Source organism: Methanosarcina sp. UBA5 (genome assembly GCF_002505485.1).
Lineage (GTDB): Archaea > Halobacteriota > Methanosarcinia > Methanosarcinales > Methanosarcinaceae > Methanosarcina.
Map to the genome: position 1 here is coordinate 1 of NZ_DAVG01000057.1, position 15567 is coordinate 15567.

General features: G+C 42.2%; 14 protein-coding genes. 9 read left to right on the top strand and 5 right to left on the bottom strand.

What is annotated here, in order from left to right; translation table 11 throughout:
• A partial coding sequence (locus BP621_RS05685) for a hydantoinase B/oxoprolinase family protein (protein ID WP_292388457.1) occupies nucleotides 1–3603 on the bottom strand: 3603 nt, incomplete at its 3' end.
• Nucleotides 3604–3751: 148 nt separating this feature from the next.
• The gene (locus BP621_RS05690; RefSeq protein ID WP_292388444.1) at nucleotides 3752–4612 is read right to left on the bottom strand and encodes a GNAT family N-acetyltransferase; all 861 of its coding nucleotides are present in this window, start codon (nucleotides 4610–4612) and stop codon (nucleotides 3752–3754) included.
• A gap of 180 nt (nucleotides 4613–4792) precedes the next feature.
• On the opposite strand from BP621_RS05690, the gene ade reads away from it, so the two are divergent.
• Entirely contained in the window at nucleotides 4793–6448 is a 1656-nt protein-coding gene (gene ade / locus BP621_RS05695) for an adenine deaminase (protein ID WP_292388445.1), read from the top strand.
• A gap of 166 nt (nucleotides 6449–6614) precedes the next feature.
• Here the strand turns inward: ade and BP621_RS05700 are convergent, their stop codons facing one another.
• Nucleotides 6615–7196, bottom strand: coding sequence for a DUF2121 domain-containing protein (locus BP621_RS05700; RefSeq protein WP_292388446.1), 582 nt, complete (start codon nucleotides 7194–7196; stop codon nucleotides 6615–6617).
• A gap of 89 nt (nucleotides 7197–7285) precedes the next feature.
• Nucleotides 7286–7453 carry a hypothetical protein gene (locus BP621_RS05705; protein ID WP_292388447.1) on the bottom strand — a complete coding sequence of 56 codons (168 nt, stop codon included), beginning with the start codon at nucleotides 7451–7453 and terminating at the stop codon, nucleotides 7286–7288.
• Between the two features lie 265 nt (nucleotides 7454–7718).
• Between BP621_RS05705 and BP621_RS05710 the strand changes: the two genes are divergently transcribed.
• The 7 genes from BP621_RS05710 (at nucleotide 7719) to BP621_RS05740 (ending at nucleotide 13988) form a co-directional block, all read left to right on the top strand.
• Entirely contained in the window at nucleotides 7719–8111 is a 393-nt protein-coding gene (locus tag BP621_RS05710; RefSeq protein WP_292388448.1) for a hypothetical protein, read from the top strand.
• Between the two features lie 19 nt (nucleotides 8112–8130).
• On the top strand, nucleotides 8131–8337 hold the full coding sequence (locus BP621_RS05715) for a helix-turn-helix transcriptional regulator (RefSeq protein WP_292388449.1): 207 nt from the start codon (nucleotides 8131–8133) through the stop codon (nucleotides 8335–8337).
• A gap of 200 nt (nucleotides 8338–8537) precedes the next feature.
• Nucleotides 8538–9278 (top strand): ABC transporter ATP-binding protein, encoded by a 741-nt coding sequence (locus BP621_RS05720; protein WP_292388450.1) that lies wholly within the window; start codon nucleotides 8538–8540, stop codon nucleotides 9276–9278.
• A gap of 217 nt (nucleotides 9279–9495) precedes the next feature.
• Nucleotides 9496–10854 (top strand): COG1361 S-layer family protein, encoded by a 1359-nt coding sequence (locus BP621_RS05725; protein ID WP_292388451.1) that lies wholly within the window; start codon nucleotides 9496–9498, stop codon nucleotides 10852–10854.
• Between the two features lie 34 nt (nucleotides 10855–10888).
• Nucleotides 10889–12295 carry an ABC transporter permease gene (locus BP621_RS05730; protein WP_292388452.1) on the top strand — a complete coding sequence of 469 codons (1407 nt, stop codon included), beginning with the start codon at nucleotides 10889–10891 and terminating at the stop codon, nucleotides 12293–12295.
• 188 nt (nucleotides 12296–12483) lie between these two features.
• Nucleotides 12484–12990: a phosphate-starvation-inducible PsiE family protein gene (locus tag BP621_RS05735; RefSeq protein WP_292388453.1), complete on the top strand. Its 507-nt coding sequence runs from the start codon at nucleotides 12484–12486 to the stop codon at nucleotides 12988–12990.
• Nucleotides 12991–13223: 233 nt separating this feature from the next.
• Complete coding sequence (locus tag BP621_RS05740; RefSeq protein WP_292388454.1) at nucleotides 13224–13988, top strand: endonuclease III domain-containing protein; 765 nt, start codon at nucleotides 13224–13226, stop codon at nucleotides 13986–13988.
• 172 nt (nucleotides 13989–14160) lie between these two features.
• On the opposite strand, the gene BP621_RS05745 is transcribed toward BP621_RS05740, so the two are convergent.
• Nucleotides 14161–14457 (bottom strand): hypothetical protein, encoded by a 297-nt coding sequence (locus BP621_RS05745; RefSeq protein WP_292388455.1) that lies wholly within the window; start codon nucleotides 14455–14457, stop codon nucleotides 14161–14163.
• 140 nt (nucleotides 14458–14597) lie between these two features.
• Between BP621_RS05745 and BP621_RS05750 the strand changes: the two genes are divergently transcribed.
• Nucleotides 14598–15317: a site-2 protease family protein gene (locus BP621_RS05750; RefSeq protein ID WP_292388456.1), complete on the top strand. Its 720-nt coding sequence runs from the start codon at nucleotides 14598–14600 to the stop codon at nucleotides 15315–15317.
• The last annotated feature ends 250 nt before the right edge of the window (nucleotides 15318–15567 follow it).

Below are 15567 nucleotides of genomic sequence, written 5' to 3' on the forward strand. Positions count from 1 at the left end.
GCCTTTGAGCCCGAAAGGCGGGAGTTTCCTGTGGCTTGAGAGAATGGCAGCATTCATGTCTTTCAGGAACCTAAGCTTCCTGACAACCCCATTTCCACCTCGGAATTTGCCGTCTCCGCCGCTTCCTTGCCGGATGGAAAATTCCTCGAGTAAAACCGGAAACCTCGTTTCAAGGATTTCAGGGTCGGTAATTCTAGAGTTGGTCATGTGTGTGTGCACAGCATCCGTTCCTGAAAAGCCCGGGCCTGCCCCAGAACCTCCACAAATAGTCTCATAGTACTGGAAATCAGCATTTCCGAAGGTGAAATTATTCATCGTACCCTGAGAAGCCGCAAGCGTGCCAAGAGCTCCGAAAAGGGCATCAACAATGTACTGCGAGGTTTCAACATTACCTGCAACAACAGCAGCAGGAGGCTCAGGTCTAAGCAGGGAACCTTTTGGAATTATAATCTCAAGCGGTCTCAGGCAGCCTGCGTTCAGTGGAATGTCGCTTTTAACAAGCGTCCTGAAAGCATAGAGAACAGCCGCTATGCAAACCGAAGCAGGAGCATTGAAATTCGTTGAGAGCTGCGGAGAAGTACCTGTAAAATCGATTATGGCACACCTGTTTTTGCGGTCAATAGTAACCTTCAACTTGATTGCATTCCCATCATCTAGTGAATACGTGAATTCCCCGTTTGCAAGCCTGTCAATAACCCTTCTGACCTCTTCCTCGGCATTATCCTGCACATGTCCCATGTAAGCTTCAACCGTTTCAAGGGAAAATTCTTCTACCATCCTGCGCAGTTCGGATAAGCCTTTTTCATTTGCCGCAATCTGGGCTCTAAGATCTGCAATATTCTGGTCAGGGTTTCTGGCAGGGTATTTTCCCGAGCCGAGCCAGGTTTTTAGCCTTTCTTCACAGAAGCGGCCCTGTTTTACGATTTTCATTCCCTCGCTCAGCACCCCTTCTTCCTCAATGTTCCTGCTGTTCGGAGGCATGGATCCGGGGCTGATCCCTCCGACATCGGCATGATGACCTCTGGAAGCCAGATAGAACAGGACTTCCCCGCAACTTCCAAACATCGGGGTGATAACTGTAATATCAGGGAGATGGGTTCCTCCGTGGTATGGGGAATTGATCAAATAAACGTCCCCTGCACGCGTCTCCTGTAATTGCATCCTGATAAGGGACTTTACGCATTCTCCCATTGAGCCCAAATGCACAGGGATATGAGGGGCATTTGCTACCAGGTTCCCCTGACTGTCAAAAAGGGCACATGAGAAGTCCAGCCTCTCCTTTATATTTACCGAGTGAGCTGTGTTCTGCAGGGTAAAACCCATCTGCTCGGCAACTGACATGAATCTATTATTGAAAATCTCGAGCATTACAGGATCAACATCAGTTCCTATAGCTGTACGGATCGAGAGTGGGACTTCCCTTTTAAGGAAAAGGTGGTTACGTTCAGTAACTATGCCTTTCCAGTTCGGTTCGAGCACGATGGTCGTGTTTTTCTCAATAAGCACCGCGGGCCCGCTTATGCAGGTTCCGGGCTTGAACTCGTCCCTCTGAAAAACCGGAGTCAAATGAAACTCCCCATTGCTGTACATCTGTATCTCAGCGACAGGAGAGAAAATAGAATTCTCTTCCTTTTCCAGCAAAGGGTCGAGAACCCTTTCATTAATTCCAATAGTTTCCACGGAAACAGCTTCAACAACCATAGCTTTACCTTTCATTACGAACCCGAAGCGTTTCCTGTGAGCTTCCTCAAAGCCCTTTCTGAGACTATCCATGTCCGAAAAATCAATCACAAGCTGCGTATCCGAGCCTGAATAACACATATGAACCTTGTAGAGCGCGGTAATTTGATTTTCCTGTACTCCCTGTTCACTCATTAGCAGTCGGCCTTCGTTCTCAAGTCCAGTAAATACCGTTTTCAAATTTTCTATCAATGGATCTGAGAGCTCGCTGCCTATATAGCGCTCTCTTATCAGTCTCTGGTCTGCAAGTCCCATGCCATATGCCGAAAGCACGCCTGCATACGGATGAATGAAAATGCTTTTAATTCCAAGGCTGTCTGCAACCCTGCAAGCGTGCTGGGCGGCAGCTCCTCCGAAACAGCAGAGGGTATATTCTTTTATGTTGTATCCTCTCTGAACCGAAATTTTCTTGATGGCATTTGCCATATTCTCAACCGCAACCGAAAGAAATCCCTCGGCTACCTGTTCTGGTGTCCGGATATTGCCTTCGTTTTTGCCACCTTCGTTTTTGCCTTCTCCTGAAACCTTTTCTGCAAGCTCTTCGAATTTCCTGCGCACCAGTTCGGAGTCAAGGGACTGGTTGGCATTGGGTCCAAAGATTTTTGGGAAAAACTCAGGCTGCAATTTTCCAAGCATGACATTGCAGTCGGTAACCGTAAGCGGTCCACCTTTTCGATAACACGTCGGTCCAGGATCCGAGCCTGCCGAATCCGGGCCTACCCTGAACCTGCCTCCCTCATAGTGAAGTATGGAACCTCCACCTGCTGCAACCGTATGAATACGCATCATAGGCGAACACAGCCTTACCCCTGCAATCTCGGTTTCCAGACTTCGCTCGTATTCCCCGCTGTACTGGGCTACATCCGTAGATGTTCCCCCCATATCGAAAGTGATTATTTTTCTTGCCCCTGCCATTTCCGAGGTTGCAACTGCTCCAACGATCCCACCGGCAGGACCGGACAGGATACAGTCCTTTCCCTGAAAAGTTTCCGCATCCTTAAGCCCCCCGCTGGACTGCATGAACATAAGCCTGGGACTTCTTTTAACTTCGTTTTCTCTTCCTTCCCGGCTATCTTTTTCTGTCCTGTCTTCGCTGTCTTTTTCTGTTTTATCCCCGCTGTCAGTTTCTATCCCATTTCCGTCTTCTTTTCCTTCCCTTCCTTCTTTCAGGGATTCCTGTACCATATTAACATACCTGCGGAGCACAGGAGAGAGATATGCGTCCACTACGGTTGTTTCTCCCCTGCTTACGAGTTTAATTAACGGGCTTGCCTGATGAGAGAGCGACACCTGCGTAAAACCAATTTCCCTGGCAAGCCTGCCGAGTTTAAGTTCATGTTCAGGATACCTGTACGCATGCATGAGTACAATTGCAGCCGAGCAAATTCCGGCTTCAAAAGCCGTCTCAAGCTCTTTTTTTGCGTTTTCGAGGTCAAGGGGTACAAGCTCTTTTCCATCAGCACCGACCCTTCCGGACACCTCGATAACCCTTTCATAAAGCTGTTCCGGAAGTTCGATTTTCTGAGCAAAAATATCCGGGCGGTTCTGGTACCCGATTCTCAAAGCGTCCCCGAACCCCCTGTTTATAACAAGCACAGTCCGTTCTCCTTTCCGTTCAAGAAGAGCATTTGTGCCTACTGTTGTTCCCATTTTCACGGATTCTATGATTTCAGCAGGCAGAGGCACATTTCCGGGCAGCCCGAGAATCTGCCGGATCCCGTGCATAGCTGCATCTTTATAATGACACGGATCGTCGGAAAGAAGTTTGTGCGTGATCAGTTTTCCATCAGGGCTGCGGGCTACGATATCAGTAAACGTGCCTCCGCGGTCTATCCAGAACTGCCATCCGGCTTTGGGGGACATGAAGAGAATAATTGTAGAGGTGGTATTATACTCTTGCCTCAATTAATTACGTTTCGTATTTCCTAATTAAGTGGTTTCATCCATTTCTTTGCAGATGGCAATGAATTTTATATTTTTGTAAGTTTATTTCTAATTTGGTTTTTTACATTCACCCAAGTTCAAAAGTCGTGACCCCGTAAACCTTGAAAAGGTTTATGTCAGGCTCTTCCCGGCTGTACATCCGGATAGTTTTGAACATTACAGTCATTTCATATTTATTGGCAATTTCCATTGCATTTTTGTTTGGTTCCGGAACATCTATATATACGGCTTCATCTGGAATAGAGGCCTTGAGAGCTAAAAAGATTTTCTCTGCTATTATCGGGTCATCGGCAAAAAGAGGGCCTATTTTGTATCCGTTCTGGCATTTTCTTATAACGCCGTACCCTTTCAGCTTTCCTTCTTTAACGGCTGCAAAGGCATAAGAATCAGGTTGTTTAATCCATTTTTCCAGAAAGGTAGATCTTGGAGCAGGAAACATTTCCCTGTCATACTCCAGCAGGCTCTTAAATAGTACATCTGAGATCTTTACAAGCCCATCCGGAAATTCTCCTCCACCTCTTCCTTCAAAGCGCAGATTACTGTAAAAGGACTTAAATTTCATAAGTTCCTGATACTTCTTTTCGTTTTCCAATACTCCATCAAGCCCGATATTCCTGTTCCCCAGATGTTCCAGGGATTTTTCAGTTAATTTCATCCCGATTCCTTTTTTCCTGAATTCGGGTTTAACTACATAGAGGCCAAAAAAACCAAAGGAATCGTCATATACGACAGCAGAGGCACAGCCTATGAGCTTTCCATCAATTTCTGCAACAAAAAAACCTTCAGGATCGGTTTCATAAAAAATTTTCCCGTCATGGATACCAGGGTTCCATCCTTCGCAGGCTGCCATTTGGATTGCGAATTCGGCTTCATCGCGCCTCATTTTCCGGATTTTCAACCCTTGAATCTCCATATGACTTTTTTCCATGTATTATTGTACGTTTGTTTTCTATTTATATTTCTTATCTCAACTTATTACTACGCTTTTTATTACCGAGTTTCTAACTTCAATCCTTTCCGATATATTTCCACAACTTTCAAAACATCAGCACATTCAACATCAACTTAGTTGAAAATATTTATAAATTTACGGCTGCAATGAATTACCATGCAGACATACCAAGGAATTATTGTTGATGCCATTTCCAGGCGGGAGTTCAAAGGTGAAATTGCCGTTGAAAACGGAAAGATCATAAGTATCGAAGAGAAGGAGCACGATAATGATCAGTACATCCTTCCAGGGCTTGTAGACGCCCATGTGCACATAGAAAGTTCGATGACCGTGCCTTCGGTTTTTGCCCGGATGGCGGTTGCAAGAGGTACGGTTGCAGTGGTTAGCGACCCTCATGAGATTGCAAACGTTATGGGAGAAGAAGGTATTGATTACATGCTTGAGGATGCCAGAAAAGCGCCTCTGAAGGTTTTTTTCGGAGTGCCATCCTGTGTACCAGCTACTCCTTTTGAATCCGCAGGAGCGGTTCTGGATGCGGAGGCTGTTGATCGGTTGCTGGCAAGGGAAGACTTACACTACCTTTCGGAGATGATGAACTTCCCAGGCGTGGTTTTGGAATTCCCTGAGGTAATGGCTAAACTGGGATCCGCTAAAAAGTACGGTAAAATTATAGACGGGCATGCACCCGGTTTAAAGGAAGACGCCCTCCAGAAATACGTGGACGCAGGAATTTCCACAGACCACGAGTGTTTTACTTATGAAGAAGCGGTTGAGAAAATAAAGCTAGGGATGAAGATACTAATCCGGGAGGGAAGTTCAGCCAGGAATTTTGAGACTCTGTACAAATTGATAGACGAATATCCCGAATCGGTTATGCTCTGCACCGATGATTCCCATCCTGATACTTTGATATATGAGGGGCATATAGATAAGCTTCTCAGGCGCGGGCAGGAAAAAGGACTTGATATTTATAACCTCATAAGGGCAGCAGTGATCAATCCGGTGGAACACTACGGGCTTAATGTCGGGCTGCTGCGCGAGGGAGATCCTGCCGATTTTATTATTGTAGATGACCTGAAATCGTTCAATGTGCTGAAGACCTTTATTGACGGAAATTGTGTTTACGATGACGAAAAGATCCTTTTTTCAGTTGAAAGAGCTCCTGCAAAAAACGTTTTCAACAGAGGCAAAATTTCAATTGATGATGTAAAACTGGCTATGCCTGCTTCTGGAAATAGCTGGGAACAAATGAAAAAAATTCGGGTAATCGTTGCTCAGGATGGCGAACTAGTCACAGGCCAGGAACTAGCCCTTCCAAAGGTAGAAAGCGGAAATCTGGTTTCAGACCCTGCCCGGGATATTTTGAAAATGGTTGTCCTCAGCAGGTATGCCGATGATCCTGTACAGATCGGTTTCATTAAGAATATAGGCCTGAAAAAAGGAGCTATTGCGAGCAGCATTGCTCACGACAGCCATAATATAATTGCAGTCGGAGCAACTGATGAGGACATAGTCGGAGCCGTCAACAGGCTGGTGGAAAATCGTGGGGGAATTGTTGTTGGAACCACAGAGTATCTTTTTGATCTTCCACTGGAGGTTTCAGGCCTCATGAGCACTCTGGACGGAAAAGAAGTAGCTGCAAGGTACGAACGGTTAAATGAAGAAGCCAGGAAACTAGGAACTTCGCTTATATCGCCTTTTATGACGCTTTCATTCATGTCGCTTCTCGTAATTCCTGAACTTAAATTGGGAGATAAAGGCCTGTTTGATGTGACAAAATTCGAATTTGTCGAGCTTTTTGTTGGTGAATAAGGAAAGACGCAGGCAAAAAGTCCTGGCATAGAGTTCTTCTGCATTTTTCGGCTATTTATTGTTCCTTTTTAGTTTCTCAGCTATTTTTTCGACCTTTTAGCTATTTTTCTACTTTTCCAGCTATTTATTCTAACTTTTATTTTTTCAATTATTTCTTCCTGCTTTTTCAGTTGTTTTGGTCCTTTTCCACAATTTTTAAAACATCAACGTTTGAAGTAGTTTGAATCAAAAAGAACTGCTTGCTTACGGATGCGGTTTTCCTTGCTGCGGTTTCCATACAGAGCATGAGAATTTTTACGGCATCCTGAAAAGTACTTTTCTTCGTCCAGTTATCTATAAAGCATTTATTGGCTACCTGCTTCGTGAAATCATTTCCGAGAACTATCAGGTTGCTTCCTTTTGCGTGTGAGGTTAAGGTTATCTCGGAATCTCTGAGCTCGAAAATTGCGTAATTTCCGGCTGAGGCGTACAGCCTTCTTTTTTTAGTGACCCCGCCTTCAATTGAGGATACTTCCCCTATTAAAATGCCGTCTCTCTCCATGATCTTGCTTTTACAGTCCGTAACAGTTATGCCGACCCCGAATTCGCGGGCTTTTTTTGTGAGCTCATCGTCCGTGACTATTGCTCCGGTGTAAAGCTCTTTTTCAAGCTTCTCCCTTTCCAGATTCTCTCCTTCAAATGTTATTTCCCGCAGGTCTCCGGTCATTACGGCACCGTTTTTCCCGATAAAAGCGATAACAAGGGTCATTTTAATCTGCTCCAGAACCTGTATTTAAAAATCTTCTGCCTTTTTAAGGGATCTTCTGTCTTATAAGATGTTTGTGTTTTTGATCCACTTCAGCTGTTTCTTGTCTCACATATTCCGGAATATCTTCTGGTTATATCAAAATAAAATGTCTTGGGATCCGGACCTTCTACAGTTCTGACCAGCGTATGAATATTGTGCTTTGTGTTATGCTTTGTAGCTTTGTCAGGATAGCCTAGCAGATCAACACGAATGGACATTTTCAGAAAAAAGTAATAGATAAAGAAAAGTTTGATTTTGACTCAGAGCTAAGATTTCCTTTTTGATAAGTATTAAATATTAGTATATGTTATATGGATCTAATAGATGTTATCTAAATCTAACTAAATGTTAGATAAACATAATCAAATGTTATCAATATCTAATAATATGTTGTAAATAAGAAACAATACTTTGGTAGTATTAAATAAAGTAGATTCCACTAGGCTACGCTTATTAAAATTAAGATCATTCAAAGGGATAGCTATGAAAAATATAGAAAATAGATATGTGTACAAGCTTGCTTTGGGAGTTATTATTCTGCTTGCCGGAATAGTATCAGCAACTTGTTATAAATATGAAGCCCTTTCAAGTTTTCTAATCAGCACGGGGCTAATCCTTTTTATTCTGACAGCCTTTAGGCTCTTCAGACAGGGTGACCTTCCAGACAGGGATGAAAGGACAAAAAAACTAGTAGCTTACGGAACAACTTATTCCTGGCTTCTGACACTGGTACTCATTTCAGTGCTCTATTTGGTGAACTACTTCAAACTGGTTGAGTTTACTGCAGAAGGAGTACTTGGCATACTTCTTTTCTTCATGGTCATCTCCGCAAACGTTTTCAGGTGGTACTTCATGCGAAAAGGTGACATTGAGTAAGGCTTTCGGAGGACAAAACGTGAAAACGAGGATCAAGGAGTTCCGAGCCAGGCATGACCTTACTCAGGAAGCCCTTGCAAAAATGGTAGGGGTCAGGAGAGAAACCATTGTTTTTCTTGAAAAGGGAAAATACAATCCCTCATTAAAACTTGCATACCGGATCTCGAGGTGTCTGGACGCCACAATCGATGAGTTATTTCTTTTTGAAGATTCGGATTTCGAATGAGTTTCTAAAAAGTACTTTCCTCCTCAGTACTTTATATAACTTTTATATTTTATATAACTTTTATATTTTTTTATTTAATTGTTTTTCATATTTTCTCTTAATTTTTTATAAATAATCTTCATATCTTAAAAAAAAGCGAATAAGAATAAACTTTTAACTAATTAATTATAATTAGTTTTATAAGTTATACAGGAGAAAATATGGAAAATGTACTTATAGGCTTTCAAAATGTCTGGAAAATTTATCAAATGGGAGAAGTTCAGGTCAATGCCCTGAAAGATGTTGATGTGAAATTCAGAAAAGGAGAATTCGTTGCAATAGTCGGGCCCTCTGGAAGCGGAAAGTCCACAATGATGAACCTTGTGGGATGCCTGGATACCCCTACAAAAGGTCAGATTTTCCTGAAAGGTCGAAATATAGCCCACCTTGAAGAGTCAGACCTTGCAGCCCTGAGAGGCAGGACTATAGGGTTCGTTTTCCAACAGTACAACCTGATTCCTGCCATGACGGCTCTTGAAAATGTGCTTTTGCCCTTGGAAATCCAGGAAATTGACGATCAGGTGGCAGAAAAACGGGCAAAGAAAATGCTTTCGCTTTTAGGGCTTTCAGATAAAATTCAGCATAAGCCCTCTCAACTTTCAGGCGGCCAGCAGCAAAGAGTCTCGATTGCAAGAGCCCTGGCCTGTAACCCTGAAATCATCCTCGCAGATGAGCCAACAGGAGCTCTGGACAGTGTTACCGGAAAAGAGTTACTGGCAATTCTATACAGGCTCTGGAAAGAAGAAGGCAAAACAATAGTCATGGTTACACATGACCTGCACCTTGCAAAGTACGCAAGAAGGCACATTGAACTAAAGGATGGAAAAATCATTAGGGATGAGATGAATGAGGAAAAACTTGACCCAGAAACTCAACACAGAGTGCTGGAGGCCGAAACCTGAGAGGAAAATTATGGAACATTTTCAGAATATATTCAGATTATGTTCAATATAAGTTCGGATTATTTCAGACTAAATTCAGACCATTTAAGATTATTTCAAGTCATTCGAATTATCTCAGTATTCAAACCATAACAAACTCTACTCGGGCCCATATGCGCCCGATAAATCTTTTTGGATCTTCTAAAGAGTTATGAAATTAGTAAAATGAGGAATTTAAATGGGCTTTAAACTTACAGGTTTTATTTGCTTGCTCTTGCTGCTCTCTTCATGCGTTCAACCTGTCCTGGCTGAGGATAGTTCTGAAAATGAGAGTACTTCCAATATTAATTCGGGCCTTGATAAAGGCTTAACTATCGACCTGCTCAACCAGGATCCTGACCCGGTAAAACCTGGGGATGTCCTTGAAATCAGGATTTCAATCCAGAATACGGGATATGAGGACCTGAAGGACTGTGTCCTTGAAATCAAGCCCGAATACCCTTTCAAGGCTATTGCTGGCGAGACACTTGTAAAGAATATAGGCACTCTGGGAAAACGCTATGAAGATAACCGCCAGAAGGTCGTAAAATTCAAGCTGGGGATTGAAAACAGCGTCAATGAAGGCAAATATCCTCTGAAAGTATATATTTACACAACTAAGGACAACAGCAGGCTCTCTCTTGCAAAAGAGTTTGATATAGAAATTGATAGCGAATCAAACGCTGAAATCGAATATATCAGTGTCGAAAAAATGGTACCAGGGCAAAAAACCAATCTTGTTTTCGGCATAAAAAATGTGGGAAATTCTCCCCTGAAGAACGCGATGTTTTCCTGGGACTGTGCTAATGATGTAATCCTGCCTGTGGGTTCAAGCAATGTTAAGCACATTAACCTGATTGATATCGGAGACACCGAAAATGTCAGCTTTCAGGTACTGACAAACGTCAATACAAAGCCAGGCCTGTATAAACTGGACATGGTGCTCACCTATGACGATATTGAAGAGCTCAAGACTATCACGGAAGCGGGGACTGTAGAAAACCAGAAGCGAAAAGAGATCAAAAGCAAGGCAGGAGTCTATGTCGGAGGCACCACGGATTTCGATATTGCATTCATGGAAAGAAGTCCTACTGGGGCTTACACTTTTACGGTTTCGAACATCGGAAACAACGCGGCAAACTCGGTCAAGATTTCTGTTCCCTTACAGGCAAATTGGACTGTTACGGGCGGTAGCAGTAACTCCGTAGTTCTCGGAAACTTGCAAAAAGGAGACAATACAATTGCCGATTTTGACCTGAAGCCAGCATCAATGGAAACCGAACTCCCCATAAAATTTGAAATTAGCTACACCTCAAATGACGGGATCAGGCAGACTGTGGAAAAGGAGCTACTTCTTTATTCCTCGCCCTTTACCCCATCAGACGAGTCAGGTGTATCAGAAGAGAGTAATTCGAGCTCATTGAAGTATATTGGATTAGCTATACTTGTCTGTGTAGCAGGCGCTGTTATCTATAAAAAGCGTCAAAAGAAGATAAAAATGAAGAGCGCACAGGAAGATGAACTTAAAGAAATAAAGTTCGAAGACCCGGACAGGTAAATCAAAAGAACGCGGAAAACGGAGTCTGTGTTCCATGAAGCCGGGAAAGATTTTAAAAATTGCCTTTAGTATGGTCAAAGCCAATAAGCTGAGGAGCTGGCTGACTATAATAGGGATAATAATAGGCATTGCCTCGGTAATGGCGATTGTCACTACAGGGGAATATTTCGAGAAAGAGGTAACTGAAACTCTGGAGGGCTTCGGGGGTGATATCATCACAATCGTAGCCTCAACCCCCTTCCAGGTAACCGACGAAGAATTCGTAGTAGAGGATTCGGAAAATACGGAAGGAAGTTCGAAAGTTTCGGGAGAGAACTCGGAGACAACAACAGAGACCGAAGAGTATGAAGAAGAAACTCAGACCAATGCATCTGGCCCTGTCGAATTTGAACAGATGACAGAATCTCGACTCACAAATATGGATGTACTTACTCTGCGCAGCATTCCAGCTATCGAATATATCAATGTCAATGTTGACAGAGATGCAGAAATGAAGCTCGGGGGTGAGAGTACCAATGTCTGGATTACAGGCGTGGATCCAGCTGTCTGGCCTAAAATCTCAAAAAAAGATATAGAGCAGGGCCGAATGCTGGAAACCGGAGATAGGAACGTTGTGGTTCTTTCAAATGAGCTCGCAAAGAAAACTTTCAAGAGGGAAATCAGGCTTAACGAGATAATTCTATTGAATGACAAGTCATACAGGGTAGTCGGGATTCTGGCAACGGGTAGTGGACTTCTTGGAGGCCTTACAGGAATTTTCGGGAGCAGCATCTATATGCCTTACCAGGATGCATATTCCCTTTCCAGCAACGAGGACCTTTCTGAGACAGAAACGGATGACTACAGCACGGACGACTACAGCACGGATGTATACAGCACAATAGAAGTCAAACTCAAAAAAGATGCAGATTATGAAGCAGCCCTTAAAGAGATCGAGCGCAAATTGAGGCTCTCTAGAAGAGTTACAGAAGATACCCAGGACTTCTATGTGAATTCTCAAAAAGAAGCAATTGAAAGCACCAAAAAGATGATTAACGGTCTTACCGCATTCCTGGCGTTCATTGCAGGTATTTCTCTCCTTGTAGGTTCTACAGGAATCGCGAACACAATGTTTACGTCTGTCCTTGAGAAAACTAAAGAGATCGGGATCATGAAAGCCATAGGAGCAAAAAACCAGGATATAATGCTGATCTTTCTTTGTAATTCTGCAATGATCAGCCTTGTAGGCGGAATCATAGGTATTCTCCTTGGCACAGTTGCAGTGCAGGCAGTCCTTTTCTTCATCTCTATAAAAATGAACACCCCCTTCGAATTTGCCCTCAGCCTTAGAGCTACCTTTATTTCTACATTAGTTTCCATAGTTGTAGGCTTGATTGCAGGTCTCGTGCCTGCAAAGAATGCCTCGGAACTGAAACCCGTGGATGCACTGAGATATGAATGAACAGTTAGAAAGAAGAATATCTTAATAGAGATCATTTCACCCGATAGGGTCGTCTTAGAAAGTATAGAAGGACAGAAAAGGAGGGAATTGCAAATCAAGAAATATATTTCTTGAATAAATATGAAGAATTATATGAAAAGCTATATATAGAGTCGAAAATATGAGAGGCAGTGGATATAGGAGATAAAATGGATAGTATTAAACTATTTAAAAAGGTCACAGATATTATCAGTATAATCTTTCTTTATATATTACTGCTGGCTTTAGTTATGGGAATGGCAAAGACCTTGCTGGATATCCGCCTCATTATTTTTGAGTCTCTCGAAAGTGGATTCAATCACATGGTAACAAGTGTACTTACGGTTTTTATTGTGATTGACCTTTTCAAAGCTTTTGTTGATTACCAGGAAAACGACAGAATAAGGCTTACGGATATCACAGATGCCACAATATTTATAGTCCTGCGTGAAATCGCAGTAGGTCTCTATTCAAAGGAACTTGGGTATCAATTTGTATTAAGTCTGGCGGCTTTACTGCTTGTATTAAGTATAATGAGAGTGCTTGCTATCAAATATTCCCCGGCAAAATCCCGGGGGTCTGGAGATTATATCGCTGTGCAGAGTGAAGGACACCCTGCAAAACAGGGTGTTAGTGCTGTCTTAGATAAGTACAAAGCTGCCTCTGAAAGCAATTAATTTCTTTTTGAAAGCGTTTGAGAAGTTTTTCCTCTGCTCTAATATCCTCTCTGCCTCTAAAAGACAGAAAAAATATTTTTCTTTTTTTGACTACATGGATTAAAGAAAAATTTGGAAATTATTTTTGGCTATGCAGATTAAGTATAGTGAGTATAGTTAGTAAAATGAAAATGCATAAAGGTTAATCCTGAAATAAAAAAGTTTTAAACTATTCTTGAGTATGAGATGTTTAAATGAAAAAGAGTGCTCAAAATCTCAGTTACGAAAGAACAGGAACAAGGCCTGTTATCAGGAAGATCTACGATTGTCTCCTTGACTCCTACGGTCCTCAGGGCTGGTGGCCTTTAACCGAACTTTGTGAAGCTGGGGGGACAAATCCCACAAAAACCGGATCCGTCCAGGGATACCATCCTGCCGACTATACCTATCCTCAAACCAGAAGCCAGCAGTTTGAAATTATCTGTGGGGCCCTTCTTACCCAGAACACAAGCTGGATACAGGTTGAAAAGGCTCTTCTGAACCTTAAAGATCTCCTCAGCCTTAAAAAGATACACTCTTTTTCTCCTGAAGCAATTCTCTCCCTTGACCCCGAAACCCTGAAAAAAGCTATTAGGCCGGCGGGCTATTATAACCAGAAAGCAATGCGCCTGAAAACCCTTGCCTGCTGGTTTTCGGAACTTGGAGACCAAATCCCTGCGCGTGCAGAGCTTCTTTCTTTAAAAGGCGTGGGCCCTGAGACTGCCGATTCGATCCTGCTTTATGCCTTCAAACAGCCTTCTTTTGTTGTTGATGCCTATACTAAAAGAATAGTAACAAACCTTGATCTTGTTGATGAGAAGACAAGTTATAATGAAATCAAAGCCATGTTTGAAGAAAATTTGCCTGAAGACCTGGATGTGTACCAGGAATACCATGCTCTGCTTGTGGAGCACGCCAAGAAATATTATCAGAAAAAAAGCATTCGGGACAATGATGTTATGCTAAAGGATATATTATAATGCAACATATTTCCGATGATAATATTTTGTTATACTGTTATCTATTTTGTGTCTCTGGCTCGAAGCCTCCCACTATAGTTAAGACTTTCTTTACTATAGTAGAGGATTTCAGGGATATTCACAGCAAGCACCTATCGATGTGACAATATTGTCACATAGGTAATCATCCGACTCAGGGATATTCGCTTAGTTGGCACAATTCTCCAAGCATATCATAGAAATCCGCTACAGATGATCTACGTAGCGTGCAGTAGGGATTAGTCAGTTTTCCCGATATGTCGGATTCAGCACAATAGGGATACGTATAGGCCGGCAGGACTGGCAGAAGGACTTCAGTCTGTGAATATACCTTTTTAGTCTTCAGAGTGGCTTCTTTATTATGGATATTAGTAGATGCACGTATAAGGCTTGAGGTAGTTGTACATCTATTAAATTCGATGTTATTTCTAAAAACCCTTAATGCCTTCAAGTCCTTATGGTGAATGAATAGGAAATAAATTCTACATTTTTGTACATATTGAGTAAAGATATAAATTTAAGAGATTTTTTCGAACTCAAGTTTAAAATATTAATTGCTTAATTTATAGGAATAAATGGAGTTTTTTCATCATGCAGTCATCTTTAAAAATCGGAAATATAATGGATATACCTATTAAATTGGATACATCTTTTCTTCTGGCACTTCCGATATCTGCATATTTTTTCGCGATCAATTCACAGCCATATGGTTTTGCGGGAGTTGAGCCAACTATATTTAGATATACTCTTTCTGCTCTTTCTGCCATCTTCCTTTTTGCCTCAGTACTTTTACATGAACTTGCACACTCCTATCTTGCGAAGCGTTACGGGGTCAATATTGCTAGCATCACTCTTCTCCTCTTTGGAGGTGTAGCCTCTATGGAAATCCCACAAAAACCTGGACAAGAAGCAAAGATAGCTTTTGCAGGGCCTTTAACGAGCCTCATAATAGGTTTTATCTGCCTGTTCACATACAATTACATAATATCCTCGAACTCTGCGTTTTCTCAAAACTCTATATATCTTATTATTTGGGTTCTTGGATCGATGAACTTATTGCTTGGGATCTTTAATTTACTGCCTGCTTTTCCTATGGATGGGGGTAGGATACTCCGTTCATTTTTTGCTAGGAAAATGTCTTATGTAAAGGCTACTCATAGTGCAGCTTCAATTGGAAAGTTTGTTGCTATTCTCATGGCAATTTATGGAATTTACGTAGGTGATATCTGGTTTCCCCTGATTGCTTTCTATATTTATGGCAGCGCATCGAATGAGGATCGACTTTACTCCGAATTAGGTAGATCTATATAATATTTGGTTAGGAGTTAGTAGATTATGTCTGGTTCCTGGGACATGTGTGTTGGGCTAGCTAAAGGTTAGCCTATATATTCAAGGCCTAACTTTGAGCATCATGACAAGGTTATTAGAAGGCTTTTCGGATTATTATTTGTTTTGTGTGGCCATGACTGAGTTTCGCGCCAGCCACTAACTTCTAGGTATCCCAAATATCCCGGCACCGTTTGAGATTCAAGATTCTAGACTATAGTTTCTGACTTAACAA